Source organism: Pseudonocardia aurantiaca (assembly GCF_039526725.1).
Classification (GTDB): domain Bacteria; phylum Actinomycetota; class Actinomycetes; order Mycobacteriales; family Pseudonocardiaceae; genus Pseudonocardia; species Pseudonocardia aurantiaca.
The window spans coordinates 305,139-330,532 of the sequence record NZ_BAAAJG010000002.1 but is presented as its reverse complement, the minus strand read 5'-3'; the positions used below and the strand labels follow the sequence as shown (position 1 = coordinate 330,532).

The 25,394-nt window shown below is 72.2% G+C and carries 24 protein-coding genes; 6 read left to right on the top strand and 18 right to left on the bottom strand.

Going from position 1 to position 25,394, the window contains the following annotated elements:
- Positions 1 to 3: 3 nt before the first annotated feature.
- The gene (locus ABD143_RS03530) at positions 4 to 3,168 is read right to left on the bottom strand and encodes an ATP-binding protein (RefSeq protein WP_343971087.1); all 3,165 of its coding nucleotides are present in this window, start codon (positions 3,166 to 3,168) and stop codon (positions 4 to 6) included.
- Positions 3,169 to 3,373: 205 nt separating this feature from the next.
- Positions 3,374 to 4,234 carry a spermidine synthase gene (locus ABD143_RS03525; RefSeq protein ID WP_343971084.1) on the bottom strand — a complete coding sequence of 287 codons (861 nt, stop codon included), beginning with the start codon at positions 4,232 to 4,234 and terminating at the stop codon, positions 3,374 to 3,376.
- 92 nt (positions 4,235 to 4,326) lie between these two features.
- Here ABD143_RS03525 and ABD143_RS03520 point away from each other — a divergent pair, with 92 nt between their 5' ends.
- Positions 4,327 to 4,515, top strand: coding sequence for a hypothetical protein (locus ABD143_RS03520; RefSeq protein ID WP_343971081.1), 189 nt, complete (start codon positions 4,327 to 4,329; stop codon positions 4,513 to 4,515).
- A gap of 16 nt (positions 4,516 to 4,531) precedes the next feature.
- On the opposite strand, the gene ABD143_RS03515 is transcribed toward ABD143_RS03520, so the two are convergent.
- The 13 genes from ABD143_RS03515 to ABD143_RS03455 all read right to left on the bottom strand — a co-directional run bounded on the left by ABD143_RS03515 (position 4,532) and on the right by ABD143_RS03455 (position 17,774).
- Complete coding sequence (locus ABD143_RS03515) at positions 4,532 to 4,834, bottom strand: hypothetical protein (protein ID WP_343971078.1); 303 nt, start codon at positions 4,832 to 4,834, stop codon at positions 4,532 to 4,534.
- A gap of 110 nt (positions 4,835 to 4,944) precedes the next feature.
- Positions 4,945 to 5,766, bottom strand: coding sequence for a helix-turn-helix domain-containing protein (locus ABD143_RS03510; RefSeq protein ID WP_343971075.1), 822 nt, complete (start codon positions 5,764 to 5,766; stop codon positions 4,945 to 4,947).
- A gap of 232 nt (positions 5,767 to 5,998) precedes the next feature.
- Positions 5,999 to 6,238, bottom strand: a complete 240-nt coding sequence (locus tag ABD143_RS03505; protein ID WP_343971072.1) for a DUF397 domain-containing protein — start codon at positions 6,236 to 6,238, stop codon at positions 5,999 to 6,001.
- 605 nt (positions 6,239 to 6,843) lie between these two features.
- Positions 6,844 to 7,839: a carbohydrate ABC transporter permease gene (locus ABD143_RS03500; RefSeq protein WP_343971069.1), complete on the bottom strand. Its 996-nt coding sequence runs from the start codon at positions 7,837 to 7,839 to the stop codon at positions 6,844 to 6,846.
- Positions 7,836 to 8,723 carry a carbohydrate ABC transporter permease gene (locus ABD143_RS03495; protein ID WP_343971066.1) on the bottom strand — a complete coding sequence of 296 codons (888 nt, stop codon included), beginning with the start codon at positions 8,721 to 8,723 and terminating at the stop codon, positions 7,836 to 7,838. Before ABD143_RS03495 ends, ABD143_RS03500 begins: the two co-directional genes overlap by 4 nt.
- A 64-nt stretch (positions 8,724 to 8,787) precedes the next feature.
- A complete protein-coding gene (locus ABD143_RS03490; protein ID WP_343971063.1) occupies positions 8,788 to 10,161 on the bottom strand; it encodes an ABC transporter substrate-binding protein in 1,374 nt (457 codons plus the stop codon).
- 20 nt (positions 10,162 to 10,181) lie between these two features.
- Positions 10,182 to 11,858 carry a glycoside hydrolase family 13 protein gene (locus ABD143_RS03485; protein WP_343971060.1) on the bottom strand — a complete coding sequence of 559 codons (1,677 nt, stop codon included), beginning with the start codon at positions 11,856 to 11,858 and terminating at the stop codon, positions 10,182 to 10,184.
- A 92-nt stretch (positions 11,859 to 11,950) separates the two neighbouring features.
- On the bottom strand, positions 11,951 to 12,973 hold the full coding sequence (locus tag ABD143_RS03480) for a LacI family DNA-binding transcriptional regulator (RefSeq protein ID WP_343971057.1): 1,023 nt from the start codon (positions 12,971 to 12,973) through the stop codon (positions 11,951 to 11,953).
- 185 nt (positions 12,974 to 13,158) lie between these two features.
- The gene (locus ABD143_RS03475) at positions 13,159 to 13,449 is read right to left on the bottom strand and encodes a hypothetical protein (RefSeq protein WP_343971054.1); all 291 of its coding nucleotides are present in this window, start codon (positions 13,447 to 13,449) and stop codon (positions 13,159 to 13,161) included.
- Positions 13,450 to 13,533: 84 nt separating this feature from the next.
- Entirely contained in the window at positions 13,534 to 14,316 is a 783-nt protein-coding gene (locus tag ABD143_RS03470) for an IclR family transcriptional regulator (protein WP_343971051.1), read from the bottom strand.
- 142 nt (positions 14,317 to 14,458) lie between these two features.
- Positions 14,459 to 15,229, bottom strand: coding sequence for an enoyl-CoA hydratase (locus ABD143_RS03465; protein WP_343971048.1), 771 nt, complete (start codon positions 15,227 to 15,229; stop codon positions 14,459 to 14,461).
- Positions 15,226 to 16,422, bottom strand: coding sequence for a CaiB/BaiF CoA transferase family protein (locus tag ABD143_RS03460; RefSeq protein ID WP_343971045.1), 1,197 nt, complete (start codon positions 16,420 to 16,422; stop codon positions 15,226 to 15,228). The genes ABD143_RS03465 and ABD143_RS03460 overlap by 4 nt, the downstream gene beginning before the upstream one ends.
- Before the next feature lie 2 nt (positions 16,423 to 16,424).
- Entirely contained in the window at positions 16,425 to 17,774 is a 1,350-nt protein-coding gene (locus tag ABD143_RS03455) for an SLC13 family permease (protein ID WP_343971043.1), read from the bottom strand.
- Positions 17,775 to 17,921: 147 nt separating this feature from the next.
- Between ABD143_RS03455 and ABD143_RS03450 the strand changes: the two genes are divergently transcribed.
- Complete coding sequence (locus ABD143_RS03450) at positions 17,922 to 18,131, top strand: hypothetical protein (protein WP_343971040.1); 210 nt, start codon at positions 17,922 to 17,924, stop codon at positions 18,129 to 18,131.
- Between the two features lie 28 nt (positions 18,132 to 18,159).
- On the opposite strand, the gene ABD143_RS03445 is transcribed toward ABD143_RS03450, so the two are convergent.
- Positions 18,160 to 19,119 (bottom strand): asparaginase, encoded by a 960-nt coding sequence (locus tag ABD143_RS03445; protein WP_343971037.1) that lies wholly within the window; start codon positions 19,117 to 19,119, stop codon positions 18,160 to 18,162.
- A gap of 126 nt (positions 19,120 to 19,245) precedes the next feature.
- Between ABD143_RS03445 and ABD143_RS03440 the strand changes: the two genes are divergently transcribed.
- The 3 genes from ABD143_RS03440 to ABD143_RS03430 all read left to right on the top strand — a co-directional run bounded on the left by ABD143_RS03440 (position 19,246) and on the right by ABD143_RS03430 (position 22,491).
- Complete coding sequence (locus ABD143_RS03440; RefSeq protein WP_343971034.1) at positions 19,246 to 20,415, top strand: sensor histidine kinase; 1,170 nt, start codon at positions 19,246 to 19,248, stop codon at positions 20,413 to 20,415.
- Positions 20,412 to 21,089, top strand: coding sequence for a response regulator transcription factor (locus tag ABD143_RS03435; RefSeq protein WP_343971031.1), 678 nt, complete (start codon positions 20,412 to 20,414; stop codon positions 21,087 to 21,089). Before ABD143_RS03440 ends, ABD143_RS03435 begins: the two co-directional genes overlap by 4 nt.
- Positions 21,090 to 21,177: 88 nt before the next feature.
- Positions 21,178 to 22,491 (top strand): MFS transporter, encoded by a 1,314-nt coding sequence (locus ABD143_RS03430; RefSeq protein WP_343971028.1) that lies wholly within the window; start codon positions 21,178 to 21,180, stop codon positions 22,489 to 22,491.
- Positions 22,492 to 22,552: 61 nt separating this feature from the next.
- On the opposite strand, the gene ABD143_RS03425 is transcribed toward ABD143_RS03430, so the two are convergent.
- Both ABD143_RS03425 and ABD143_RS03420 read right to left on the bottom strand, forming a co-directional pair.
- Positions 22,553 to 23,164 carry a GNAT family N-acetyltransferase gene (locus ABD143_RS03425; RefSeq protein ID WP_343971025.1) on the bottom strand — a complete coding sequence of 204 codons (612 nt, stop codon included), beginning with the start codon at positions 23,162 to 23,164 and terminating at the stop codon, positions 22,553 to 22,555.
- Positions 23,165 to 23,176: 12 nt separating this feature from the next.
- Positions 23,177 to 24,505, bottom strand: coding sequence for an aminotransferase-like domain-containing protein (locus ABD143_RS03420; protein ID WP_343971023.1), 1,329 nt, complete (start codon positions 24,503 to 24,505; stop codon positions 23,177 to 23,179).
- A gap of 91 nt (positions 24,506 to 24,596) precedes the next feature.
- Here ABD143_RS03420 and ABD143_RS03415 point away from each other — a divergent pair, with 91 nt between their 5' ends.
- Positions 24,597 to 25,388 (top strand): alpha/beta fold hydrolase, encoded by a 792-nt coding sequence (locus ABD143_RS03415; protein ID WP_343971021.1) that lies wholly within the window; start codon positions 24,597 to 24,599, stop codon positions 25,386 to 25,388.
- Positions 25,389 to 25,394 lie beyond the last annotated feature (6 nt).

Genomic DNA, 25,394 nt, shown 5'->3' with positions numbered 1-25,394 from the left:
ACGTCATCCCTGGCCCCGCTCCTCCAGCAGCGCCAGGGCAGCAGCCCGCAGCTCGTCCCGGCCCAGGCCGGCGTAGGCCGACACAGCGTCGGCGTACGCCGGCCTGTCGGCGTGCTCGGCAGCACGCCGCGCCCGCGTCGAGGACATCGTCGGCTGGAACCTCCGGAGGTACCGGAGGCACTCGGCCATGGCGATCATCCGCGCCCCCGTCCTGGTGATGGACGCGTCGCCGGTGCGGCCGCCGCGATCCAGGTCGGCCATCGCGAGCGCCAGCAGGAGCGCCCCGCACATCGGCAGGTGATCGGCCAGGGACAGGGGCCTCGCGCTGGTGTCGGCGAGCAGCGCGTGGACCTGCCGCGGCAGCTCGCGCACCATGTCCTCGACAAGATCGAGGCGGCCGTCCTGCGCATGGGCGACCACTGCGGCGGCCTCGTTCTCACAGGTCCACGGCTCCAGGCCGAGCGCGTCGATGCCGAGGACCTCGCCGTCGGGGTTGCGCAGCCGCTCGACGGTCTGGCGCCACAGCCGCAGCCCGGCGTCCACCTCACCCTTCACGAGCAGGATCTCCGCGCGCATCCCGCCGTAGCCCGTCCCCGTGTCCGGGTCGGCGCCGGCCCGCTCCACCCAGCGCTCCGCCTCCGCGACGTCGCCGATCTGCAGGTTGATGAGGACCATCCCCCATTGCAGGTCGAGCAGGTCCGGCCGATCCCCCGCAGCCTCCACCTCGCCCAGCACCGCGAGCAGGTGCTCCCGGGCCTCCGCGCCCCGCTCGAGCTGCACGCACAGCTCACTCACCCGTGAGTGGCTGATGAAACGCAGCCAGCGCGTCTCAGGGCTGTCGAAAACCGAGCACATCCGCCGCGCGGCCGCCAGCGCGGCCTCCGCATCGCCCAACTGTTCCCACAGGTAGGCGGCCGTGCCGTTGGCGACCCCCGCCAGCAGCGGCTCGGGGCTGTCGCACATCTCCCGCAGCGCGGCGACGCCCGAGCGCTTGATGTCGGGCGCGGCCAGCAGCACGAGTGCGATCGCCCGCACCAGCGTGTCCGGCGGCGCGGGCGGCAGCCGGCGCAGCACGGCCAGCGACCGCGCCGCGCGCGGACCTTCCAGCACGAAGACGCCGGCGGCGGCGAGCGCCGCGACCGTCCGGGTGGCCTCGACCATCTCCGGTTCAGGCCGGTAGTGCGACAGGAACCAGTCCGTCTCCGCACCCAACGTCAGCAGGCGGCCGTACTGGGACTCGACCATCCACATGCTCGCGAGCGCGGCACCCGTCGCGACCACGGTGGCCCCGTCGTGCCTCGCGAGCGAGAGTCGCATCGCGTGCAGGAGGTTGTCCTGCTCGGCCTGGATCGCGTCGGCCACGGGGTACGGGTCAGCGCCGAGGGGGCCGTCGAAGCGGGCCATGGCGAAGTCCCGGGCCCAGGTAAGGAAGGCGACAGCCACACGGTCGCTCACACCCGCCACCTCGCAGCGGGCCGCACCGAACTCGCGCACGGTCTCGAGCATCCGGAACCGCACGCCCGCCGGGCCGTCGGTCACCTTGAGCAGCGACTGGTCGACCAGGTGCTCCAGCACGTCGAGAGCCCCGCCATCGCCGAGCATGTGCTCCGCGGCGGCCGCACCGAACCCGGCCGGGAACACCGACAGCGCCCGCAGCGCCTCCTGCGCTGGCGGGTCGAGGAGGTTCCAGCTCCAGTCGACGACGGCCTGCAGCGTGCGGTGCCGTTGCGGGGCGTCGCGGGCGCCCCCGCGTAGCAGCGCGAACCGGTCGTCCAGGCGACGCGCGATCTCGGCGACCGACATGACCCGCACCCGCGCCGCGGCGAGCTCCACCGCCAGCGGCAGCCCGTCCAGGTGCCGGCACAGCTCCCCGACCACGTCGGGGGGCAGCTCGACGCCGGGCCGGGCCGCCCTTGCCCGCTGCTCGAACAGCTCGGCGCTCGTCGCCGGGCTCAGCTCCGGGAGCACGTACACCGACTCGGACGAGAGGCCCAGCGGGGCGCGGCTGGTGGTGAGCACGCGCAGGTCCCGCACGGTTGACACGAGCGTCTGCACCAGGTCGGCGACGCCCCGGACGACCTGCTCGCAGTTGTCGAGGACCAGCAGGACGGGGCCGGACCCGAGAGCCGCCACGATGCGCGCGGCCGCGTCGGGCGCAGTGCCTGCGCTCGCGAACGGCGGGCCGCCGGAGCCGCCGCCGAGCGCCGATGCCACCTCTCCGGCGACGTCGTCGTCGGCGGTGACGCCCGCGAGCGGTACGAAGTGCACCACCCGCTGCTCCGCCTGCCGGCTCACGACGTGGGCGAGCCGGGTCTTGCCGAGGCCACCGGGCCCGACGATCGACGTGACGCGGGAGGTACGCAGCAGGGCGGTCACCGCGGCGAGGTCGTCGGTCCGGCCGAGGAGCGGGTTGGGCTCGTGCGCGACCCCGCGCCGGACGGCAGGCGTCTCGGCCTGCAGCAGCTGCTGGTGCAGTGCCCGCAGGTCAGCGCCGGGGTCGGTGCCGAGCCGGTCGCGCAAGGCCCGGCGGTAGGCGTCGTACCGGGCCAGCGCAGCAGCCGGGCCAGCGGTGGCCGCCTCGCAGCGCAGCAGCTCGAGCAGCACCTCCTCGTCACGAGGGCGCTCGCGGGCCAGCTCGGCGAGCGGCTCGACCGCCTCGGCCCGCCGTCCCAGCCGCGACAGCGCGAGCGCCCTCGCCCGCACCAGCGCCCGGTGCACCGGTGCGCGCTCGGCCCGCAGCGTCGCCAGCGGATCGTCGGACGCCGCTTCGGCTCTCCCGCCGCCGTCCCACAGGGCGAGTCCCGACTCGGCGTGCGCAAGCGCGGCCGAGTAGTCGCCCGCGCGGGAGCCTGCCGCGCTCGCCGCGGCCTCCAGCTGTACGGCGGCGGCGTCGACCTGTTCGGCGGCAAGCGCGAGCCGGTATCCGGTCGGTGTGCTGGCGATGACCTCGGGACCCAGCTGCGCGCGCACCCGGGACACGAGCACCTGCAGGGCCTTCGTCGGGTTCTCGGGCTGGTCTTCGGGCCACAGCCCGGCCACCAGGCGGGATGCGCTGCACCCGGTGCGCAGGTCGTCGGCGAGGAGGGCGAGCAGGCTCCGCAGCCGGGGCCCGGTGATCTCCTGACCGCGGTAGGCAACCCGCGACAGAAGGATCAGCTCGGCGGCCACGCGTGCAGATTATGTGCTCATCAGTCGCCGATCAGCGTCACGTCCATCCGCTCGATTCGCTCGGGATCCGAGATCATCTCGATCCCGACGACCGTCCCGTCCACGATCGTGAATTCGAAGACCACCCGCGCCGTCCCGCGCTGTACCCACCCGGGGGCCTGCGGCCCCGTGGAACGTACGGACTGCCGCGCGGGCGATCGACGCGCTACCCGGGTCCGAAGAGATCCGGCGGCGGAGCAGGTGAACCCACAGCGGTCGCGTCGGTGACCGGCCTGGCACCGCCGGTGAACCGCTCCAGATCGCGGCCGTGCTCCACCCGTCCCGCCCCCGGGCCGCGCGCTGCGAGCGTGGCCAACTCCGCCACCGGCAGCGGGGCGCGGCCGCCGACCAGCACCAGGTTGCCGAAGCGGCGCCCACGCAGCACCGGCGGATCACCGATGAGGCACAGATGCGGGAACACGGCCTGCGCGGTGGCGACCTGGGAGCGGGCGAACGCGAGGCCGTCACCGTCGGCGATGTTGGCGGCGTACCGGCCGCCCGGCGCGAGCGTGTCGGCAACGGCCTGCACGAACTCGACGGACGTCAGGTGCGCGGGCGTCCGGCCTTCGGCGAACACGTCGGCGATCACCAGGTCGAAGCGACCGGCGGGCGCCCGCGCGAGCGACGCCCTCGCGTCGGCGACGCGGATCTTCACCCGCCAGGTCCGGTCGAGCGGCAGTTCCCGGCGCACCAGTTCGACGAGCGCGCCGTCGACCTCGGCGACGTGCTGGTCCGACCGCGGCCGCGTCGCGGCGACGTAGCGGGCGAGTGTCAGCGCACCGCCGCCCAGGTGGAGCACCCGCATCGGTCGGCGCGGCGCCAGCGTGGTGTCGACGACGTGGGCGAGCCGGCGGACGTACTCGAACTCGAGGTGGGTGGGATCGTCGAGGTCCACATGCGACTGCGGGGTACCGTCGAGCAGCAGCGTCCACCCGCGTGCCCGGTCCCGATCCCCTACGAGCTCGGCAAGGCCCGAGTCGACGCGTGCCCGCAGCGCGGGAGTGCTCCGGGCTCGACGTCCACTCACAGATCCAGTATCGGGCCGATGGAACCGGGGGTGGGGTTCTGATCGTCCAAGCTGACATGGAAGCGCGGGGGCGGCGGCGTCTGGTGTGGATCGTGGCGATCGACACCGCGGGTGTCGGGGACGCGAGCTCTGACGTGCGGTGGCCGGCCACCGTCCACGGCTACGCGCGCGAGGTCCCGGCGGCGTTCAAGGCGGTCACCGAAGCCGTCTTCCGCCCCGATCCGCGCGTCCTCTGGCCCCACGAGCCTGGAGTCCATGACGCCACGGCCGCAGCCCGCTGACGCGCCACCCGGCCGGTCAGAAGGGCCGGACCCGCACCACGACATCGGACTCGGTGACACGCTCCACGCCCACCGTGAAGCCCTCGGCCTGTGCCTCGCCACCCACGGGCACCGTGACCGTCTGCCCGGCGACCTCCAGCCGCGCCGAGCCTTCCTGCACGCCCACAAGCCGCGCCTCGATGCCGAGTACAGACACCGCGGCCTGGCCGCTACGCGGGAACGTGATCGTGCACCCGTCGAGACCGCAGTCGGTCTGCGAACCCTGCCCCCCGCATCCCGCGACGAGCATCACAGCGGCAACAACGGACAAAAGGGACATACCAGCACGACGGATCATGAAAGGGAGCCTACCGGTGCTCCCGGCAGGCAACGGTGGCCGCTCACGTGACGGAGCCGGAACTCCGGCTCCGTCGGGTCGTTCAGCGACCGTCAGTTTCCGGAGAGCAGATTGCGCAGCATTGCTGTGGAGGTGCTGGGCGTATCCGCCTGCACGCTCACCCGCTCCATGACGGCGAGGTAGTCCTCCACCTCGGAGCGCTTGTCCAGGTACACGGCGCTGTTGAGCTGTTCGAGGTAGACGATGTCGGGCAGGTCCGACTCGGCGAACCGCAGGATCGTGAACGCCCCACCCGCCGCGGCGTGGCTGCCGAGGCGGAACGGCAACACCTGCACCGTGACGTTGGGCAGCTCGCTCATCTCGAGCAAGTGCTCCAGCTGCGCGGTCATGACATGCGGGGAGCCGAACGGCCGGCTGAGCGCCGCCTCGTCGATGACCGCCCAGAACTGCGGGGCGCCCGGTTCGGTGAGCATCTTCTGGCGGGTCATCCGCAGCTGCACACGCCGGTCGATCTCGTTGGCCGAGTCGGCCTGGTGGCCGACTCGGATGACGTTGCGGGCGTAGTCCTCGGTCTGCAGGAGGCCGGGGACGAACTGCACCTGGTACGTGCGGATGACACTCGCCGAGTGCTCCAAGCCGAGGTACATCTCGAACCAGCTGGGCAGCACCGGCCCGTGCTGGTGCCACCAACCGCGAGCGTTGGCCTGCTCGGCGAGATTGAAGAACTCCTTGCGCTCGGCCTCGTCGGTGACTCCGTAGAGGTTGAGCAGGTCGACGAGGTCGCGCTGCTTGAACCCGACGCGCCCCAGCTCGAGGCGGCTGATCTTGGCATGAGAGGCGCGGATGGCCTCGCCGGCCGCCTCGCGCGTGATGCCGTTCTCCTCGCGCCATCGCCGCAGTTGGGTGCCCAACACGATGCGCAAGACCGTGGGGCCGCCCGCCTGGGTCGGGTCCTGAGGCCGATGCCCGGACAGTTCTCGACTCACTGATCAACCCCCACGCGAACCCTCGACGATCGTCTGCCACCCCGGCGCCCGGGTTCCAGCGGCGGGCCTTGCCGATGGCACTGCCGCCGTCGGCACCGAGAGCATAGACCGGCCGCGGCTCGCCGCGGCCGATCTTGCGCCAAGCGTGTAGATACCGAGCTCAGACGACCAGGTCGTCGAACTCGCCGTCCTTCGCCCCCGCGATGAAGGCCGCGATCTCCGCGCGCGTGTAGATCAGCGCCGGGCCGTGCGGGTCGCGCGAGTTGCGAACGGCGATCTCGCCGCTGCTCAGGGGAGCGACCTCCACACAGTCGCCGTTGGGGTTGCTGGCCTGGCTCTTGCGCCACGCCACCGCCCCGAGGCGGTCAGCGGCGATCCCGTTGTCGTCGATGTGCTGCATGTCAGTCTCCCGACCCGTTCAGGCCGCCGAGGCGTCAACCCCGGTCGGCACATCTTGCAGATGTACTTGCAGATGTTGTTGCAAACAGCCTTGCGGATGCAAGCGGTAACAGACAGACTGTGATCGACGACGGCGGTGCTCGATGCACGCCGGGCTGTCCGACGACTGTTCGACGACTGTGTGCGGAGTGGGGACCGTGAGCAGACCTGGGTGGCGAACCGCGACGGCTGAACCTGTACGCACTGCGAGCGCCACGGTGTCCGTGACGTGCATTTCCGACGGGCGTGCGCACGCTGTGCGCGACTCGGAGATCGCCTCGAGCACGAGCTATCAGAGCGGCTACTACTCCGCGGTGTGCGGACACGTGGTCACGCCGGCATCCATGGTGGCGCCCGACGGCGAGCCGTGCCGTGTGTGCGCCGAACGCGACGCCAGCCACGATCGCCGCCGCCACGATCGCACCCGCTTCTAGATTGACCCCATCCTTCGGGTAGTACCCACTCGTGCCACGGAGTTTCACGCAGCGGAGTTGCACGCAGCCGGTCACCGCAACGCCGCGGGGCCAGAGCTGACGGCCCTGGCCCCGCGTCCTCGCTCCCCCGGTGCTAGCCCTTGATCGCTCCCCCGAGCCCCGCGGTCCGCAGGAACGTCCGCTGGAAGATCAGGAAGAGCACCACCGGGATCAGCGCCGAGATCATCAGCGCCGCCAGCAGGATGTCCAGCTCGATCGAGTTCGCCAGCGTGGGTAGCCGCACCGAGAGCGGCTGCATGTCCGGGTCGGGCAGCACGAGCAGCGGCCAGAGGAAGTCCTTCCAGGCCGCGACGAACGCGAAGACCGAGATCACGCCGAGGATCGGCCGCGACATCGGCAGCAGCACCGACCAGAAGACCCGAAACGGCCCGGCGCCGTCGATCCGCGCGGCCTCGAAGATCTCCCCTGGCAGGTTGTCGAAGAACCGCTTGGCCAGCAGCACGTTGAAGGCGTTGGCCCCGGCCGGCAGCCACACCGCCCAGAACGTGTTGATGAGCGACTGGCCGATCAGCGGCGGGCTCAGCACCGTGAGGTACAGCGGCACCAGCAGGACGACCGCAGGCACGAACAGCGTGCTGAGCACCAGCCAGTACAGCACGGGCCCGTAGCGGGGCTTCAGGATCGACAGCGCGTAGCCGCCGGTGGTCGCGACCACGATCTGCACGAGCCACGCGCCGCTCGCGACGATCATGCTGTTCGCGAAGTGCAGGTCGATGTGTACCGACGACCACGCGGTGCTCAGGTTCGCCCAGTCCACGCCGCTGGGGAACAACGCCATCGGGTCGCGCAAAGTGTCCTGCGTCGGGGTGATCGAGGCCTTGACCAGCCACAGGAGCGGCCCGAGCGCCACCACCACAAGCCCCACGAGCAGCAGGGCCTGAGTGAGTCCGAGCCCGATCCGCACGGACGGCGAGCGCCACTCGGACGAGGAGACGATCCCCCTGAATACGGGTTCGGCGGGACGGTCCCGGCGCCGGCCGGTACGGCTCCGGGTCGGCGCGGGGGCAGACCCAGCCGCGGCCGTCCCGTCCGGGGCGGGCTGCGGACGGGTCCTGGTGGGCGTGCTCATGACGTGCTCCAGGTTCGGGTGAGCCAGAAGTAGACGGCGGACATCACCGCGAGGAAGGCCGCCAGCATCAGGCTGAGCGCGGTGGCGGCGCCGTAGTCTCCGCCGAGGCTTGAGGCGAACGCGTAGTCGTAGATCAGCAGCAGCACCGTGAGCGTGGAGTTGGCCGGGCCGCCGCCGGTGAAGAGGAACGGCTCCAGGAACACCTGCGAGGTGCTGATGATCTGCAGGATCAGCGTCACCAGCAGCACGCCGCGCAGCTGTGGCATCGTGACGTTCCAGACCTTGCGCCACAGCCCCGCGCCGTCCACCTCGGCCGCCTCGTAGAGCTCGTGCGGCACTGCGATCAGGGCAGCGAGGTAGATGATCACCGTGCCGCCCGCGGCGGCCCAGGTGGCCTCGATCACGAGGGACGGCATCGCGGTCCCCGCCGACTGCAGCCACTGGTACGGGCCGAGCCCCACCCAGCCGAGCATCGTATTGAACACGCCCTCGGGACGGGCGTCATAGAAGACCTTCCACATCAACACCGCCACCACCGGCGGCACCACCACCGGTAGGTAGGCGATCGCGGTGAAGACGCCGCGGAAGCGGCGCACCTCGCTCATGATCACGGCGAGCACGAGCGGGACGGGATAGCCGAGGACGAGCGCGATGAGCGCGAACAGCGCGGTGTTCTGGACCGCCGTCCACAGCAGCGGGTCCTCGAAGACCGTCTGGAAGTTGTCTAGCCCCACGAACCGCGGGGCGGTGACCAGGTTGGTCTGCTGCACGCTCATCACCGCGGCACGCACGATCGGGAACCACGAGAAGACCCCGAAGATCACGATCAGCGGCAGCAGGAAGAGGAGGGTCGAGAACCCCCCGCGCCGGAACCAGGTCGTCATGCCGGTACCTCTCAACAGCCGTGCAGGTGGCCGGCCGGGGCGCGCCCGGCCGGCCACCTGGGGGTCAGCCCCGGTCGAGGATGGTCTGGACCTCGGCGTCCGCCGTGGTCAGGAGCTGGTTGATGTTGGCGTTCGGGTCGGTCAGCACCGCCTGGACGACCGAGTCGAGCACCGCGTACATCTCCTGGGCGTGCGCGGGCGGCTCACCGGCGAGATCCTGCTGGAAGATGCCGTTGGTGAAGGAGCTCATCTGGTCGAGCGGCACGTTCACGAACGGCGAGATCCACTGGTTGTACTGGTCGAGGGTGGCGCGGTTGAAGATCGGCAGCTGAGGCATCCCGACCGGCTGGTCTGCGTTGGCCTTCGTCTGCGCGTCCAGCACCGCCGCGTTCTCACGGACGAACTTGGACATGTAGTAGAAGTCGATCCACTTCGCACCGGCCTCGGCCTGCTCGGGCGTGGCCCGCACGTTCACCGCGGCCAGCGTGCCGCCACCGAGCAGCCCGGCCTTCCCGCCCGGCTGGAGCGGGAGCACGGAGAGTCCGTAGTCGTCGGGGTTGATGTTGTTCTGCTGCGCGAGGGACTCGTATACGTCCGACCCGCCCATGTACATGCCGATCTTGCCGGCGGCGAAGTCCTGGTTGATGCCCGCCCAGTCGTAGAGGAAGTTGCTGCCCATCGAGTTGTCGGTCCAGCGCATGTCGCGCAGAAGGTTCAGTGCTTGCACGGCCTGCGGGTTGTCGATGGTCGCCTGGGCGTTCTCACCCTGCACCTGCTGCATGCGCCCGCCGAGGGCATAGGTGAGGCTGGTCAGCATCCAGCCGCCGGTGTTCTCCTGCGTCATCTCCGCGTAACCCGCCTGGCCGGTGCGATCCGCGATCTGCTTCGCGTAGCTCCGCACCTCGTCCCACGAGGTGGGCGGCTTGTTCGGGTCGAGCCCGGCCTGGGTGAAGAGGGTGCGGTTGTAGTGCAGGCCCACGCCGTACGCGGCGGTCGGGACGCCGTAGATGTGGCCGTCCGTTCCCTGCCCGGCCGCCAGGATCGCCGGGTTGAACTGGTCGGTGTAGCCGAAGCCCTCGATGTACTGCGAGATGTCCGCGAGCTGGCCGCGCGCGATCAGCCCCTGTCCGTCGGTGAAGGGCACCGTGAAGACGGTGGGCAGGGTGCCGCCCGCGAGCTGTGCGGTGAACGTCGGCCCCGTCCACTCGTACTCCTGGGTCGTCACGTCGATGCCGGGGTTCGCGGCCTCGAACTGCCGCACCTGCTCCTCGAACGCGTCGAACGCCGATTGTTCGCTGCCCGGCTTGAGGCTGACCACCGAGATGGCGATCGGCCCGCCGGTACCCGGCTGGTCGGACGACCCGCTGCACCCGGCCAGCAGGCCGGCGACAGCCGCTGCCGCGGCGAGCGCGACTGTCGTTCTCCGGTACGACTTCATCGTCTTTCCCTCTCCCGTGATCACTGGTCGTGCTGCGTCGATCTCTGCGGCGCGGCGTGGAGCCAGGCCGCCGTATCGCTGGGCAGGTCGGCGCCGGCCAGCGGTCCGCTGGTCAGCAGCACCCGCTCGTGGCCGGGTAGCGGCACGGGACGGTCCGACAGGTTCACCACGCAGGCGAAGCGGGGTCCGCGGCGGAAGGCCAGCACGTCGTCGCCGGCCGGGAACCAGATCATCGGGCCGTCGCCGAGGCCGGGCTCCGCGCGCCGGATCCGCAGCAGCGCGCGGTAGAGCGCGAGCATCGAGCCGGGGTCCGCGAGCTGCTTCTCGACGGTCAGCTCCGCCCACTCCGGCGGCTGCGGCAGCCAGGTCGGCGCGGCACCAGCCGGGCTGAACCCGAACGGCGGGGCATCGCCCGACCACGGAAGCGGCACGCGGCAGCCCTCGCGGCCGGGGTCGACGCCGCCGGAGCGCAGGAACATCGGGTCCTGCCGCAGGGTGTTGTCGAGCTCCTCGAACTCAGGGAGGCCGAGCTCGTCGCCCTGGTAGATGTAGAGCGACCCGGGCAATGCAGCGGACAGGAGCGCGGCGGCGCGCGCGCGGCGCCTACCCAGTTCGAGGTCGGTCGGAGTGCCCATCCGCTTGGCCTCGAACGAGAACCCGGAGTCCGCGCGCCCGTAACGGGTGACCGGCCGCGTGACATCGTGGTTGGACAGCACCCATGTGGCGGGCGCGCCGACCGGGGCGTGCGAGGCCAGCGTCGCGTCGATGGACTCGCGCAGCTCGGCTGCGTCCCACGGCCGGGCCAGGAAGTCGAAGTTGAACGCCGTGTGCAGCTCGTCGGGACGCAGGTAGCGGACGAACCGGTCGACGTCGGGCAGCCAGACCTCGCCGACGAGGATGCGCTCGCCGCTGGTGACGTCGCTCGGGTAGGAATCGGCGACGGTGCGCCAGCTGCGGTAGATGTCGTGCAACTCGTCGCGGTCGCTCGCGGGGTGCTCGCCCGGCCCCGGGTTCGCGGGCTCCTCGGGCAGCGCCGGGTCCTTCACGAGCAGAGCGGCGGAGTCGATGCGCACCCCGGCCACCCCCCGGTCGAACCAGAACCGCAGCACGTCCTCGTGCTCGCGGCGGACGTCGGGGTGGTCCCAGTTGAGGTCGGGCTGCGCAGAGCTGAAGAGGTGCAGGTACCACTCGCCGGGTGTGCCGTCGGGGTTCTTCGTGCGGGTCCAGGTCTCCCCGTTGAACGGCGAGGCCCAGCGCGTCGGCATCTCCGCGCCGCCGGGGCCACGGCCGGGGTGGAACCAGAACCGGGCGCGCTCGGGCGAACCGGGCCTGGCGGCCAGCGCGGCCTGGAACCACTGGTGCTGGTCGGACACGTGGTTCGGGACGATGTCGACGATCGTGCGGATGCCGACGGCGAGGGCCGCCGCGATCAGCTCCTCCGCCTCCGCGAGAGTGCCGAACGCCGGGTCGATCACCCGGTAGTCGGCGACGTCGTAGCCACCGTCGGCCATCGGGGACAGGTACCACGGCGTGAACCAGATGGCATCGACGCCGAGGTCGGCGAGGTAGTCCAGCCGGGAGCGGACGCCTGCCAGATCACCCGTCCCGTCGCCGTCACCGTCGGCGAAGCTGCGCGGATAGATCTGGTAGATCACCGCATCGCGCCACCACAGCCGCTCCGACGCCTGACTGCCCATGCCACCTCACTCGCTGTCACCTGATCGTGTGCGCGAAAAGGTAGCGGCGTCGAGAGGATCAGCGCAAGACTTCGACAGCAGTTGAGCAAGAACTAGACGGGATTCTCCCTGAACGGCGCAGTCGATGATCGGACGACGAGCTCCGGCTCGAACATCAGCTCCGCCGTGCGCACCCGCTCGCCCTCGAGCTGGTGCACGAGGAGATCGACGGCAGCACGGGCCATGGCCTCGATCGGCTGCCGGATGGTGGTCAGCGCGGGGTCCGTGCACGTCATCAGGGAGGAGTCGTCGTAGCCGATGACGGACACGTCCTGCGGCACCCGCAGGCCGCGTCTGCGCGACGCCCGGATCGCCCCGAGCGCCAGCGGGTCACTCGCACAGATGATGCCCGTGGCGCCGTGATCGAGCAGCCGCAGCGTGGAGGCCTGGCCGCTTTCCAGGCTGAACATCGCGTGCTCGACCAGACCCTCGGTCTGCTCGGCCGGCCGGCCCGCCTGCGCGCTCGCCGCGCGGAAAGCGGCCAGCTTGCGCTGCGACGGCACGTGGTCGCCCGGCCCGAGCAGCAGCCCGATCCGCTGGTGGCCCAGCGCGACGAGGTGGCCGAACGCCTGCTCGACGGCCACCGCGTCGTCGCAGGAGACCTGCGGGAACCCGAGCCCGTCGATGGCGGCGTTGGTCAGCACCGTGGGCAGTTTGCGTTGCAGCAGCAGCCGGTAGTGGTCGTGCGGGGCGTCGGCCTCGGTGTAGAGCCCACCGGCGAAGATCGCGCCCGAAGCCTGCTGCTGCAGAAGCAGGTCGACGTAGGACGCCTCGCTCACGCCACCCGCCGAGCTGGTGCACAGCAGCGCAGTCAGCCCGTGCTGGGCGAGCGCGCCGCCGACCACCTCGGCGAACGCAGGGAAGATCGGGTTCTGCAGCTCGGGGAGCACCAGCCCGACAAGCCGGGCGCGCTCCCCGCGCAGCCGGGTGGGCCGCTCGTAGCCGAGCACGTCGAGTGCGGTGAGCACGGCCTCGCGGGTGGCGTCCGAAACCCCGGGCTTGCCGTTCAGCACCCGGCTGACAGTGGCCTCGCTCACTCCCACCTTCTGCGCCACAACCGCCAACCGTCGAGTCATGCCGCAACTCTACAACGAGATGATGCAAGCTCTTGCGTGACTTGCATCCACTTGCAACGAGCCGGGCCACTGACCGACACCGTGCTCGAGCGCCTGCACTTCGACCGCGCGGTGGAGCGCGGCGGGGATCGGCCGAGCCCTCCACGCCGAGCATCAGGATGCGGGTCTCGGCGAGCAGCGGCCCGTCAGAGCCAGATGCCGGGTCCGCCGAACGGGCCTTGGTCGGAGGGGTCGTCCTGGCGTTCGTGGGTGGTCGTGGCGTCAGCTGTGCAGAGCAGCCACCAGACGGCGCCGAACGCGACCACCACGACCACGGCGAAGATCGAGCCGGTGAGCGCGACGAGCCCGAGCACGATGGCGGCCATGGCCCAGTGGGGCACGGTCGTCTCCCCCGGCCGGACGCAGACGTCCTCGCCCGCGTCGTGTCGCCGCATCACCTCGGCGAGCTGGTGGTCGTCCTCCGCGCTCCACTCCATGCCGGTCACCTCCATGACCCGGAGTACCCCAGCGTCTGCCCCGCCACATGGCCGACCACGTTCGGCGGGAGGGATGTGGCGCGATTACGCCATCACACCCCTGGCGTCGAGGTGCCCAGCCAGCGCGGCGGCAGCTTGCTGGAGTAGGGGCACCATACGCTCGACTGAGGCCCACGTCACGCGTGTCTCAGGGCCGGACACGGAGAGCGCGGTGGACGCCGGCCCGCCCGGCACCGCGACCGCCACGCAGCGCACGCCCAGCTCCTGCTCGGCGTCGTCGACGGCGTAACCCTGGTGGCGCACGCGCTCCAGCTCGCGGGCCAGCCGGTCCGGGTCGGTGATCGTGTGCGGGGTCTGAGCCGGCATGCCGATGCGGTCGAGCAGGGCGCGCACCTCGGCGGGCGGTCGCTGGGCCAGCAGTACCTTGCCCACCCCGGTGCAGTGCACGGGCACCCTGCGCCCCACCTCGGTGAACATGCGCATCGAGTGCCGGGAGGGCACCTGTGCCACGTAGACGACCGCGTCGCCGTCGAGGATCGCGAGGTTGGCCGTCTCACCCGCCAGGTCCACGAGCTGCGTCAGCTGGGGCCTGGCCCACTCGCCGAGCATCCGGGACGCCGCGTCCCCGAGCCCGATGAGCCGCGGGCCGAGCGCGTAGCGGCGGGACGGGAGCTGGCGCACGTACCCGGACGCCACCATCGTGCGGACGATGCGGTGGATCGTCGGCAGCGGCAGCCCGGACCGGACGGCGAGCTCGGAGAGCGCCACCCCGCCACCCGCGTCGGCCATGTGCTCCAGCAGCGCGAACGCGCGGTCGAGCGACTGCACGCCACCGCCGCGATCCGGCTGCGCCGGTGCACCGCCCATGCTTCTCCCTGCCTCCCGGTGACCATCGAGAGTACTCAGGGCCTCGTCCGACGGGGTCGCCCATCGCGCTAGGAGCGCCCTAGTCGCGCTCAGGTGGTCAGTGGCGGGGTCGCCTGCAGGCCCGAGAACAGGCGGCGCCCGATCACTCCCCCTTCCATGTGGGACGTTCCTTCGCGGCGAACGCAGCGACGGCGGCCTGGAAGTCGCCGCTGCCGTACACCCGCTCCACGACGTCGTCGCCGCCGGGAAGGCCGGCGCGGCGCAGCCTTGTCAGCATCTGCTTGGTGGCCCACATGGTGAGCGGGGCGTGCGAGGCGAGCGCCTCCACGGTGCCGGCGAGCGCCTTGTCGAGGCCGGCGGCGTCCTCGGCCAGCTGCGTGACGAACCCCGCGGCGTGCGCCTCCGCAGCGGTCAGGAGGCGGGCCCGCAGCAGCATGTCGAGCGTGCGCGACCGGCCCAGATGCGACTCCACCAGCGCGATCGTGTCCATCGACAGGCAGTTGCCCAGCGTCCGGGCGATCGGTACGCCGAAGCGGGACGGGCTGGTGGCGATCCGCAAGTCGCACGCGGCCGCGAGGGCGAGCCCGCCCCCGATGCAGTAGCCGTCGACGGCCGCGACGGTCGGCACGGCGGTGTCCTCGAGCCTACGGACGATCCGGGTGATCCGCTCCTCGTACGCCACACCGTCGGCCCCGTCGAAACCGGCGAACTGCGCGATGTCGGTGCCGGAGACGAACGCGTTGCCGCCCGCGCCGCGCAACACGAGCACGCGGATGTCCGGGTCGTCGTCGGCGGTGCCGCACGCGTCGTGCAGGCCCTCGTACATCGCGAAGGTCAGCGCGTTGTACGCCTGCGGCCGGTTGAACGTGACCCGCAGGACGGGCCCATCGCGTTCCACGAGCAGCTCACTCATCTGCTCATGGTCCCGATCAGAGCGTCTATCTCGGCCGTTGTGTACCCGACCTCACCCAGGACGGTGTGGGTGTCGGCGCCGAGCACCGGCCCGGCCCCGTCGCGGCGGACGGGAGTGCCGGACAGCCGCATGGGTGAGCCGAGCTGGCGCAGCGGGCCTGCGGGATGCTCGGCATCCCAGAAGTAGCCGCGCTCGGTGAGATGCGGGTCGGTGAACACCTGGCCGTAGTCGTTGATCGGCGCGCACGGCACACCCTCGGCGTCCAGCGCCGCGACGACGTCGGCCCCGGCGCGTTTCGTCGTGACGGCCTCGATCTCCCCGATCAGCTCCTCACGCCGGGCGTGCCGGGCACCGGAGTCGGAGTAGCGCGGGTCGTCGCGCAGGTGCCAGAGATCGAGCGCCGCGCACAGCCCCTGCCACGTCTTGTCCGTGATCGCGCCGACGGTCACCCAGCCGTCGGCGCAGCGCACCGCCTGGTACGGCGCCTGCGTCTGGTGCGCGGATCCGAGCGGGCACCCGACATCGCCGGTGGCGAAGTACTTGCCCGCCTCCCATACCGCGAGCGAGACACCCGACTCCAGCAGCGAGACGTCCACCTCCTGGCCGTGGCCGTCCCGGTCCCGCGCCCGCAGTGCCGCCGTCACCGCCAGGGCGGTGTAGAGACCGCAGACCAGGTCGCAGATCGGCACCCCGACCTTGGCGGGGTCGCCCTCCGGGCTCCCGGTGATGCTCATCAGCCCGGACCGGGCCTGCGCCATGATGTCCAGGCCCGGCAGTGCGGCGAGCGGCCCGTCCTGCCCGAACCCGGACGCCGACGCGTAGACCAGGCGCGGGTTGAGCTCGCGCAGCTCGTCCGGGCCGAGGCCGAGGCGCCGCAGCGCTCCCGGTCGCAGGTTCTCGACCAGCGCGTCCGCCCCGGCCACCAGCCGCAGGAAGGCCTCCCGCCCGGCGCCGGTCTTGAGGTCGAGCGCCACCGACTCCTTGTTGCGGTTGAGCCGGGCGAACGGCGAGCTGTGCCCGTCGACGAACGGGCCGGTGGCCCGGGTGGGATCGGGTCCGGCCGGGTTCTCGACCTTGATCACCCGGGCACCGAGATCGGCGAGCTGCATGGTGGCGAACGGGGCCGCCATGAACACGCCGATCTCGAGCACCGTGAGGCCGTGCAGTGGTGCGTCGGTCCTGTCGAGGGGCATGCCTACAGCCAACCGGGAACCACCAGCAAAAGCCACGTGACGAACGGTGCGGTCGCCACCATCGAGAAGCCCCAGCGCATGAGCCGCTTGTAGACGTACTCGCGCCGCTCTTCGGGCGTGTTGGCCACGACGAGAGCACCGGACGTCGAGAACGGGCTCGAGTCGACAACGGACGACGAGATCGCGAGCGCTGTGATGAGCCCGACCGGGCCGACGTGGCCCGCGAGCAGGAACGGCACGGCGAGCGGGATGAGCGCGCCGAGGATGCCGGTGGTGGACGCGAACGCCGAGACCGCCGCCCCGATGTAGCAGATCACGAGCGCGGCGAGCAGCGGGACGCCGATCTGGGCCACTTGGTTGCCCATGAAGTCGACCGTGCCGATCTCCTGCATGAGGTTGACGTAGGTGACGATCCCGCAGATCAGCAGGACCGTCGGCCACGCGACCTGCGCGACCGCGCCCTTGTACGAGCTGGGGGCGATCAGCGAGAGCGCCACGGCCGCGGTGACCGCGAGCAGGCCCACGTCGAGCTGGAAGGCCAGCGCGCCGACAGCGAGGCCGACCAGGGCGACGAGCGTGAGGCTCCGGTTCAGGTCGAGTGTGGTCACCGGCGGGTGCTCACCCTCGCCGAAGCCCGCTCCGGTGGCCCCTGCCGTGCGGGCCTGCGCCGCGCCCGGCCCGCCCTCCTGCGAGACCTCGGCGGTGACGGTCTCGGACTCCGGCTCCGCGACCCGGCCGAGCAGCTCGCGGCCGCCGAACAGGACGAACACCACGATGTTCAGCAGCACGTTGAAGACGAGGCTGCCGAGGAAGAGGAACAGCGGGTTGCCGGGCAGGTTGTTGTCGGCGACCACCGTGTTGGTGATGACCCCGAAGATGCTGATCGGCGAGAACCCGCCGGCGCTGGCCCCGTTGATGATCGACAGGCCCATGAGCGCGGGGTTGATCCGGTGGCGGAGCGCGAAGCTGAGCCCGACCGGCGCGATGATCGCGACCGCTGCAGGCACCACGGAACCGAACGCCGTGAGCAGGGCCGTGACCAGGAACATGATCCACGGGATCAGAGCGACGCGGCCGCCGACGGCCCGCATCGCCATGTGGACCAGCCAGTCGACGGTGCCGTTCGCCCGCGCGATCGCGAACAGGAACGTGACGCCGACGAGGATGACGAACAGGTTGCCCGGGAACTGGGCAAAGATCCCGTCCGCGACGTCGTCCGGGCTGCCCGCGATCGCCAGGGATCCGATGATGAACGCGGCGACGAGCGAGAGCGCACCGAGGTTGATGGGTAGCAGGGTGGCGACCACGAAGGCCGCCACCAGCGCGAGTATCGAGATCACTTGAAGGGACATACGTTCTCCTCACGGCAGCGCTGTCGGAGGGACGACAGATCCTTCCGCATCGCGGAAGGTAAATTCCGAGTGAGAGTATGGCGGGGCTCACAGTCTGTCGCAAGTGGACGAACGGCCGTTCCGCTACGCGGACCTATCCTCGGCCGGATGTTCGTTCGGGCCACACGAAGGTGGACGCCCCTCGGCGCCGACGAGGTCGGCACGGCGGCGACGGTCGCGTTGCTGAACCTCGACCCTCGACGGGGTCATGCAGGCGCCGGAAAGCTGCTCGACAACACGGTCTCGCGGAGCGGTGTCGTGATGGGGACCTACGAGCCGGCGGGCGAGCTCGTGACCGGATCCTTCGCGCTGGACTGAGTGCTGGTGCCGCGGCCGGGCCGACCGATCAGAAAGCCGCGTGCACAGCGCCCACGGGCTCGCCGTGGCCGAGCACGTCGACGCGCCCGACCTCGTCCGGCACGTCGACGCCCAGCGCAGCCAGCGCCGCGGCCACGACCGTCGGCACCGGGCGCTGGGCGCCGTCGGCGATCTTGATGGCCACCGCCCGCCCGTCCGGGACGGCGGCCGCGAACACACCCTCGGCGCCGTCCTTCGCGACGAGGCCGGGCACGGCGTCGAGCAGGCGGGTGACGAACCGCCCCGTGCCGCCCACGAAGAACGGGTGCGCGCGCACGGCGGTGGCGACCCGATGCTCGGGTGTGCCGGGCGCCGCGGTGGCGATCGCGGCGAACGCGCGCGCGAGCCCGGCCACGGTGCAGGAGAAGAGGGGCGCCCCGCAGCCGTCGACGGTGACATAGGCGGGGTCGCCGTCCCCGGTCAGCTCGGCGACCGTGGCCCGGATCGCCTTCTGGAGCGGGTGCGCCGGATCGCGGTAACCGGCGGTGTCCCACCCGGCGGCAACGCAGGTGGCGAGCATGGCCGCGTGCTTGCCGGAGCAGTTCTGCGCGAGCGACGCGGGCCCGTTCCCGGCGGCGCGCCACCCGAACGCGGCCTCGGCGTCGAGCGGGAGCGTCGGGGTGTTCTGCAGGTCGGCCGTGGTCAGCCCGGCAACTGCGAGGATGCGCCGCACACCGTCGAGGTGCGCGGGCTCACCGGAGTGGCTGGCGCAGGCCAGCGCGAGCAGTTCGCCTTCGATGTCGAGCCCGGCCCGCAGCATCGCGACGGCCTGCACGGGCTTGAGCGACGAGCGCGGGAACACCGTGGTGTCCGGGTCTCCGCGGCGCACCTGCACGGCTCCGCAGGCGTCGAGGGCCACGACGTGCCCCCGATGGGCCGACTCCACCACCCCGCCGCGCACAACGTCCGCGACGGGCTCCGCGTCCACTCCGATCAGGTTGGCGATCACGGCCAGACGCTACGCCGCCGGGCGTCCCGCCCCGGGCGACGGCCCGTGCCCTACGCCGGGCGCGGTAGGCCGAGGCACTCCCGCCGACGGACGTGCGCGGCGCACCCGGCCTTCTACCGTTGCCGGGTGTGTCCGCCGCCGCGTCCGAGCCGGTGGGCCCCGCCCTGGTGGGCCGGGGTCCTGCCGACCGTCGTACTGCCGGTCGCGGTCGGCGTGATCACCCTGGTCGGCACGCTGCTCACGCAGCCCCACGTGACGCCGATGCGGCTGCTCGATGCCTTCGGGGTCGTTCTGCTGCTGGCCGGGCCGGCTGCTCTCGTCGTCCGCAGGTGGAATCCGCCCGCCGTCTACGCGGGGATCGCCGCGCTACTCGTCGCCTACCTCGGCTTCGGCTACCCGTTCGGGCCGGTGCCCCTCGCTGCCGTGACCGCGCTCGCGACGACCCTGCTCACCGGGCACCGCGCGGCGGCCTACGCCATCACGGCCGCGGCGTTCCCTGCGGTTGTGCTCGTGCGCGTGCTCCTGCGCCCCGAGCTGGGTTTCCCCCTCACCGGCGCGTCCGGGTGGCTCGCCTGGGTGGCGGCGTTCATCGCGGCCACGGAGCTGTGGCGGGCCCGGCGGGAGCGGCGCGAGCAGGCCGGCGCCGCGGCCGCCGAGGCGGAACGCAGGCGGGGCAGCGAGGAGCGGCTGCGTATGGCCCGCGACCTGCACGACTCGCTCGGCCACCACATCTCCCTGATCAACGTGCAGGCCGGCGTGGCGCTCTACCTGATGGACGACGACCCCGAGCAGGCCCGTACGGCACTCGCGGCGATCAAGCAGTCGAGCCGCGACCTGCTGCACGAGATGCGTGCCACCCTCGGTGTGCTCCGGGGTGTGGACGAGGAGCCGCCGCAGCACCCGGTGGCCGGCCTCGCCCGCCTGGACGAGCTCGTCGCGGCCACGCGGACGGCCGGGCTGCCGGTCACGGTGGAGGTGGCAGGCGACCCGCGCGAGCTGCCGCCGAGCGTCGACGCGGCCGCGTACCGGATCATGCAAGAAGCGCTGACGAACACCCGCAAGCACGCGGGGCCCGCCCGCGCGTCCGTGCGCCTCACCTACACCGAGGACGGAATCCTGATGCGGATCGACGACGACGGCGCCGGCCCCGGCGTCCTGGCGACGGGTGGCGGCAACGGCCTGCCCGGGATGCGGGAGCGCGCCGCGGCACTGGGCGGCTCCCTCACCGCAGGCCCGCGCCCCGGTGGCGGCTTCCGGGTGGACGCGCACCTGCTCACCGCGGGGGTCGGGCGATGATCGGCGTGATGCTGGTCGACGACCAGGCGCTCGTGCGGGCCGGGTTCCGGGCGCTGTTGCGCGCGCAGTCCGACATCGACGTGGTGGGCGAGGCCGAGGACGGCGCGGCGGCGGTCACGCTGGCCCGCGACGCACACCCCGACGTCGTGCTCATGGACATCCGCATGCCGGGACGCAACGGCCTCGACGCCACCCGCGACATCGTGGCCGACCCGCGCCTCGCGGGTGTGAAGGTGATCGTGCTGACGACGTTCGCGGAGGACGCCTACGTCTTCGACGCCATCCGCTACGGGGCGAGCGGGTTCCTCGTCAAGGACATCGAGCCGGTCGAGCTCGTGCACGCGATCCGGGTGGTGCACCGCGGCGACGCGCTGCTCTCCCCCGTCGTCACCCGCCGGCTGATCGAGGAGTTCGCCGCGAAGGCCAAGGCACCGCACCCGGCCAAGCAGGTCACTGCGCTGCTCCAGGCGCTCACCGAGCGCGAGCGGGAGGTCGTGGCGCTCGTGGCGGCCGGGCTGTCCAACGACGAGATCGCCGAGCGGCTGGTCGTCAGCCCGGCGACGGCGAAGACGCACGTCAGCCGGGCGATGATCAAACTCGGGGCGCGGGACCGCGCGCAGGTCGTCGTGCTCGCCTACGAGAGCGGTCTGGTTCGGCCCGGCTGGGCGGAGTGAATCTTCGCTCAATCGCGATTCGGGGCCTGTTGACGCCCGGGGCCATACCCCCCATCGTGGGCCAAACAGCGCACAAGGAGGTGGCTGGATGGAGTCCGACCGGAGATCAGCGGTGACCGCGGCCGAGGTTGAGTCCCGCCCCGACCAGCTGCGGCGTGTGGCGCTCGCGAGCGCAGTCGGCACGACGATCGAGTGGTACGACTACTTCATCTACTCGACGGCGGCCGCGCTCGTCTTCGGCTCGCAGTTCTTCTCACCGCTCAACCCCGCGTCCGGCACCCTCGCGGCGTTCGCGACGCTCGGCGCCGGGTTCCTGGCCCGGCCCGTCGGCGGCATTCTCTGGGGCCACTTCGGTGACCGCGTCGGGCGCAAGGCGATGCTGGTGGCGTCGCTGGTGCTGATGGGCGTCGCGACGGTCGGCGTCGGGCTCCTGCCCACGTTCGACCAGATCGGAGTGCTGGCCCCCATCCTCCTGCTGGTGCTGCGGCTGCTGCAGGGGCTCAGCGCGGGCGGTGAATGGGGCGGCGCGGCGCTCATGGCCGTCGAGCACGCACCCGCCGGGGCGCGCGGTCGGTACGGCGCCTACTCGCAGATCGGTGTGCCGGCCGGCCTGATCCTCGCGCAGCTGGTGTTCGTTGTGGTGGGCGCGTCGATGAGCGACGAGCAGTTCACCGCGTGGGGCTGGCGGCTGCCGTTCCTGTTCAGCATCGTGCTCGTCGCCGTCGGGCTCTTCATCCGGCTGCGGATCGAGGAGAGCCCCGTCTTCAAGGCCGTCAAGGCCGAGCACGTGCGCGCCAGGCTGCCGATGATCGACGTGCTGCGCGAGCGGCCGCGCGAGCTGGTGACGGCGTCGGTCAGCTTCATCGCCAACACGGCGATCGGCTACGTCTTCCTCGCCTACCTGCTCTCCTACGGCACCTCGGTGCTGCGGGTGAGCCGCACGACGATGCTCGTGGTGGTGATCGTCGGCAGCGTGTCGTGGCTGATCAGCATCGTCGTCTCGGCACGGTGGTCGGACCGGGTCGGCCGCAAGCCTGTCTACCTCTTCGGTTCGGTGCTGCTGGTCGTCTGGCCGGTGCCGTTCTTCCTGCTGATCGACACCCGGTCCACGGCGCTCATGATCGTCGCGGTGATCGTGCTGACGATCGCGCTAGGCGCGTCGTACGGGCCGCAGTCCGCGCTGTTCGCTGAGATGTTCGAGCCGCGCTACCGCTACAGCGGCGCCTCGTTCTCCTACGCCGTGGGCGCGGTGCTCGGCGGCGGTTTCGCACCGCTCGTGGCCACGGCGCTGCAGACCTCCACCGGCACGTCGCTCTCCGTCGCGGCGTACATGGTCGTCACGGCGCTCATCAGCCTGGCGGCGGTGCTGGCGATCCGGGAGACCTGGCACGCCCCGCGTTAGCCGCCGCCGAAGCTGACGGCCGGGCCTCTGCGGGGTGGCCTCGCTGACGTTTCGGGGTCGTTCAGGGCGAGATCGTCTCGCGGCCCATGTACGTCGCGCCCGCGTGGCCCCGCACCGCGATCTCCCGGAAGCCGAGCCGGTCGTAGAAAGCCCTGGCGCGGGTGTTGGACGTGGCCATCCCGAGGTGCACCCGCGCCACCCCGGCGCGGCCCAGCGCCGTGAGGAACTCCGTCATGAGCCGCCTGCCGAACCCCCCGCCCTGGTGGCTGGGGAGCAGGTCGATGTGCAGGTGGGCCGGGTGGTCGGCGACCTCGGGCACGACCATCCGCTCCGGGTGGTGCAGCGCGTCCGCGATCCGGTCGGCCGGGGTGCGGGCCGGGCCGACAGGCGGCGGATACCGCTGCGCCACCACCGGCAGCCACTCCTGGCGGAAGCGCTCGGCGAAGCGCGGGGTGTCGGCCGTGCCCAGCACGTACCCGACCGCGGTGCCGCCGTCGTCGAGGACGAACGCGAGCTCCGGCTCGAGCTCCACGTAGGGCAGGGCGAAGACGGCAGGCAGCAGGTCGGGGTCGGGATACTTCCCCCGGGCGTCCGCGCCCGCGTCCCCCGTGCGGATGCAGATCTCGGCCACGGCGGCGCGGTCGGTGGGCCGGTAGGGACGGATCACGGGCACACCCGCCATCATTCACTCGGTGCCTTCGTGGCCCGCTCCGCCTCTCGCCAGCCCGGCCAGCACGTCGAGTGCCGCGGCCAGCACCGGCATCGGCGGGGCCAGCGCGAGCCGCACGGCGTTCGGCGCGTGCGCCGGGCCCACCGCGAACGCGGCGGCCGGGGTGACCGCGATGCCGTGCCGGGCCGCGGCGGCGACGAACGTCTCGGCGCGCCACGGCGCGGGCAGCTCCCACCAGCAGTGGTACGCGGCCGGGTCGGCGCGGACGGTGAACCCGGCGAGCCGCTCGGCCACCAGCGCCTGGCGCTCGGCCGCGGCCGCGCGCTTGCCGGCCTCGAGCCGCGCGACCACCCCGCCAGCCATCAGCCGGGTCGCCGTCTCCAGGGCGAACGCCTGCGGGGTCCACCCGCCGGACCGCAAGGCGGTGGCCACATCGCCGCGCCGACCCGCCGGGGGCACGACGAACCCGAGGGTGAGCCCCGGCGCGACGCGTTTGGAGAGGCTGTCGACCAGGGTGGTGCGTTCCGGTGCGTGCACCGCGAACGGCGCAGGCCCGTCGCGCAGGAACGCGTAGATCGTGTCCTCCACGGCGGGCAGGTCGAGCTCGGCGAGCACGGCAGCCAGCTCCGCGCGTCGCCGCTCGGGCATCGTCGTGCCGAGCGGGTTGTGCAGCGTGGGCTGGAAGTAGACCGCGTCGAGCACGCCCGCCGACCGCACTGCGTCGGGGAGCAGCCCGTCGCCGTCCATCGCGAGCGGCACCAGGTCGATGCCCAGCCGCACCGCGATGGCCCGCACCACCGGGTACGTCAGCGTCTCCACGCCGAGCCGCCCGCCCACCGGGACGAGCGAGCCGATCGCGGCGGCGAGGCCCTGCCGCCCGTTGCCGGCGAACAGCACCGAATCGGGCTCCGGAGTCCAGCCGCCCCTGCTCAGGACGGTTGCGGCGGCCGCGCGGGCCTGCGGGGTGCCTGTCGCGGTTGCGGGCCCGAGTGCAGCGCCGAGCGCGTCGGGCCGCAGGAGCGCTTCCAGAGCGGGCGCGACCAGCTCCGCCTGCTCGGGCAGCACCGGGAAGTTCAGCTCGAGGTCGACGCGTCCCGGCGCGGCGGGCTCGGTGAGGGCCATGGCCGGCGGTGGCGGAGCGGCGCGCACGAACGTGCCCCGCCCGACCTCGCCCGTCACGAGCCCGCGCCGGACCAGCTCCGCGTACACCCGCGCTGCCGTCGAGACCGCGACGCCGTGGTCGCGCGCGAACCGGCGCTGGGTGGGCAGCCGGTCGCCCGCACGGAGCCGGTCGGCCGCGATGTCGGCGGCGACGGCGTCGGCGAGCGAGCGGTAGTCGTCCACGATTGCTCCGAGATCATTGTCAGATCTATCCGGTATTGAACCGACATCTTGCACCGCGCAGACTCAGATCGGCAAAACGAGAGGAGCGCCGATGAACACGATCACGACGGACCGCACCACCCTCACCTTCGACGACGCAGGCCCCGACGCAGGCGTCCCGCTGCTGCTCGTGCACGGACACCCGTTCGACCGGTCCATGTGGCGACCGCAGCTCGCGCGGTTCTCGGCGCGGCGCCGCGTCATCGTGCCCGACCTGCGCGGTTACGGCGCGAGCCCCGGCGCCGCGCCGGCCTGGCCGGCGCTCGCCGACGACCTCATCGACCTGCTGGACGCGCTGCGCCTGCCCAGGGCGGTCGTCGCCGGGCTCTCGATGGGCGGCCAGATCGCGCTCGACCTGCACGCCAGGTACCCGCAGCGGGTGGCGGGACTGCTCCTCGCCGACACCACCGCCGCGGGCGAGACACCGGAGTCGCGCGCGGCCCGGCTGGCCCAGGCGGCGCGGCTGGTGGACGAGGGCATGGACCCCTACGCCGTCGAGATGCTCTACCGGATGGTCTCGCCGGCCGCGCCCGCTGCCGTGGCCGAGCACGTGCTCGCGATGATGCGGGCCACCGACCCGCGCAGGGCGGCGGCCGCGCAGCGCGCCCGCGCGGACCGGCCCGACCGCACAGCCGATCTCGCGAGCATCGGCGTGCCGACCGTGGTGGTCGTGGGCCGCGACGACGACCTCACCCCCGTCGCCGAGGCCGCCGTGATGGCCGGACGCGTGCCGGGCGCCGACCTGATCATCGTGGACGGCGCGGCGCACCTGCCGAACCTGGAGAACCCGGCTGCGTTCGACGCCGCAGTGGAGCGGCTGCTCGAACGGGTCGGGGAGCCGTGAGCCCGA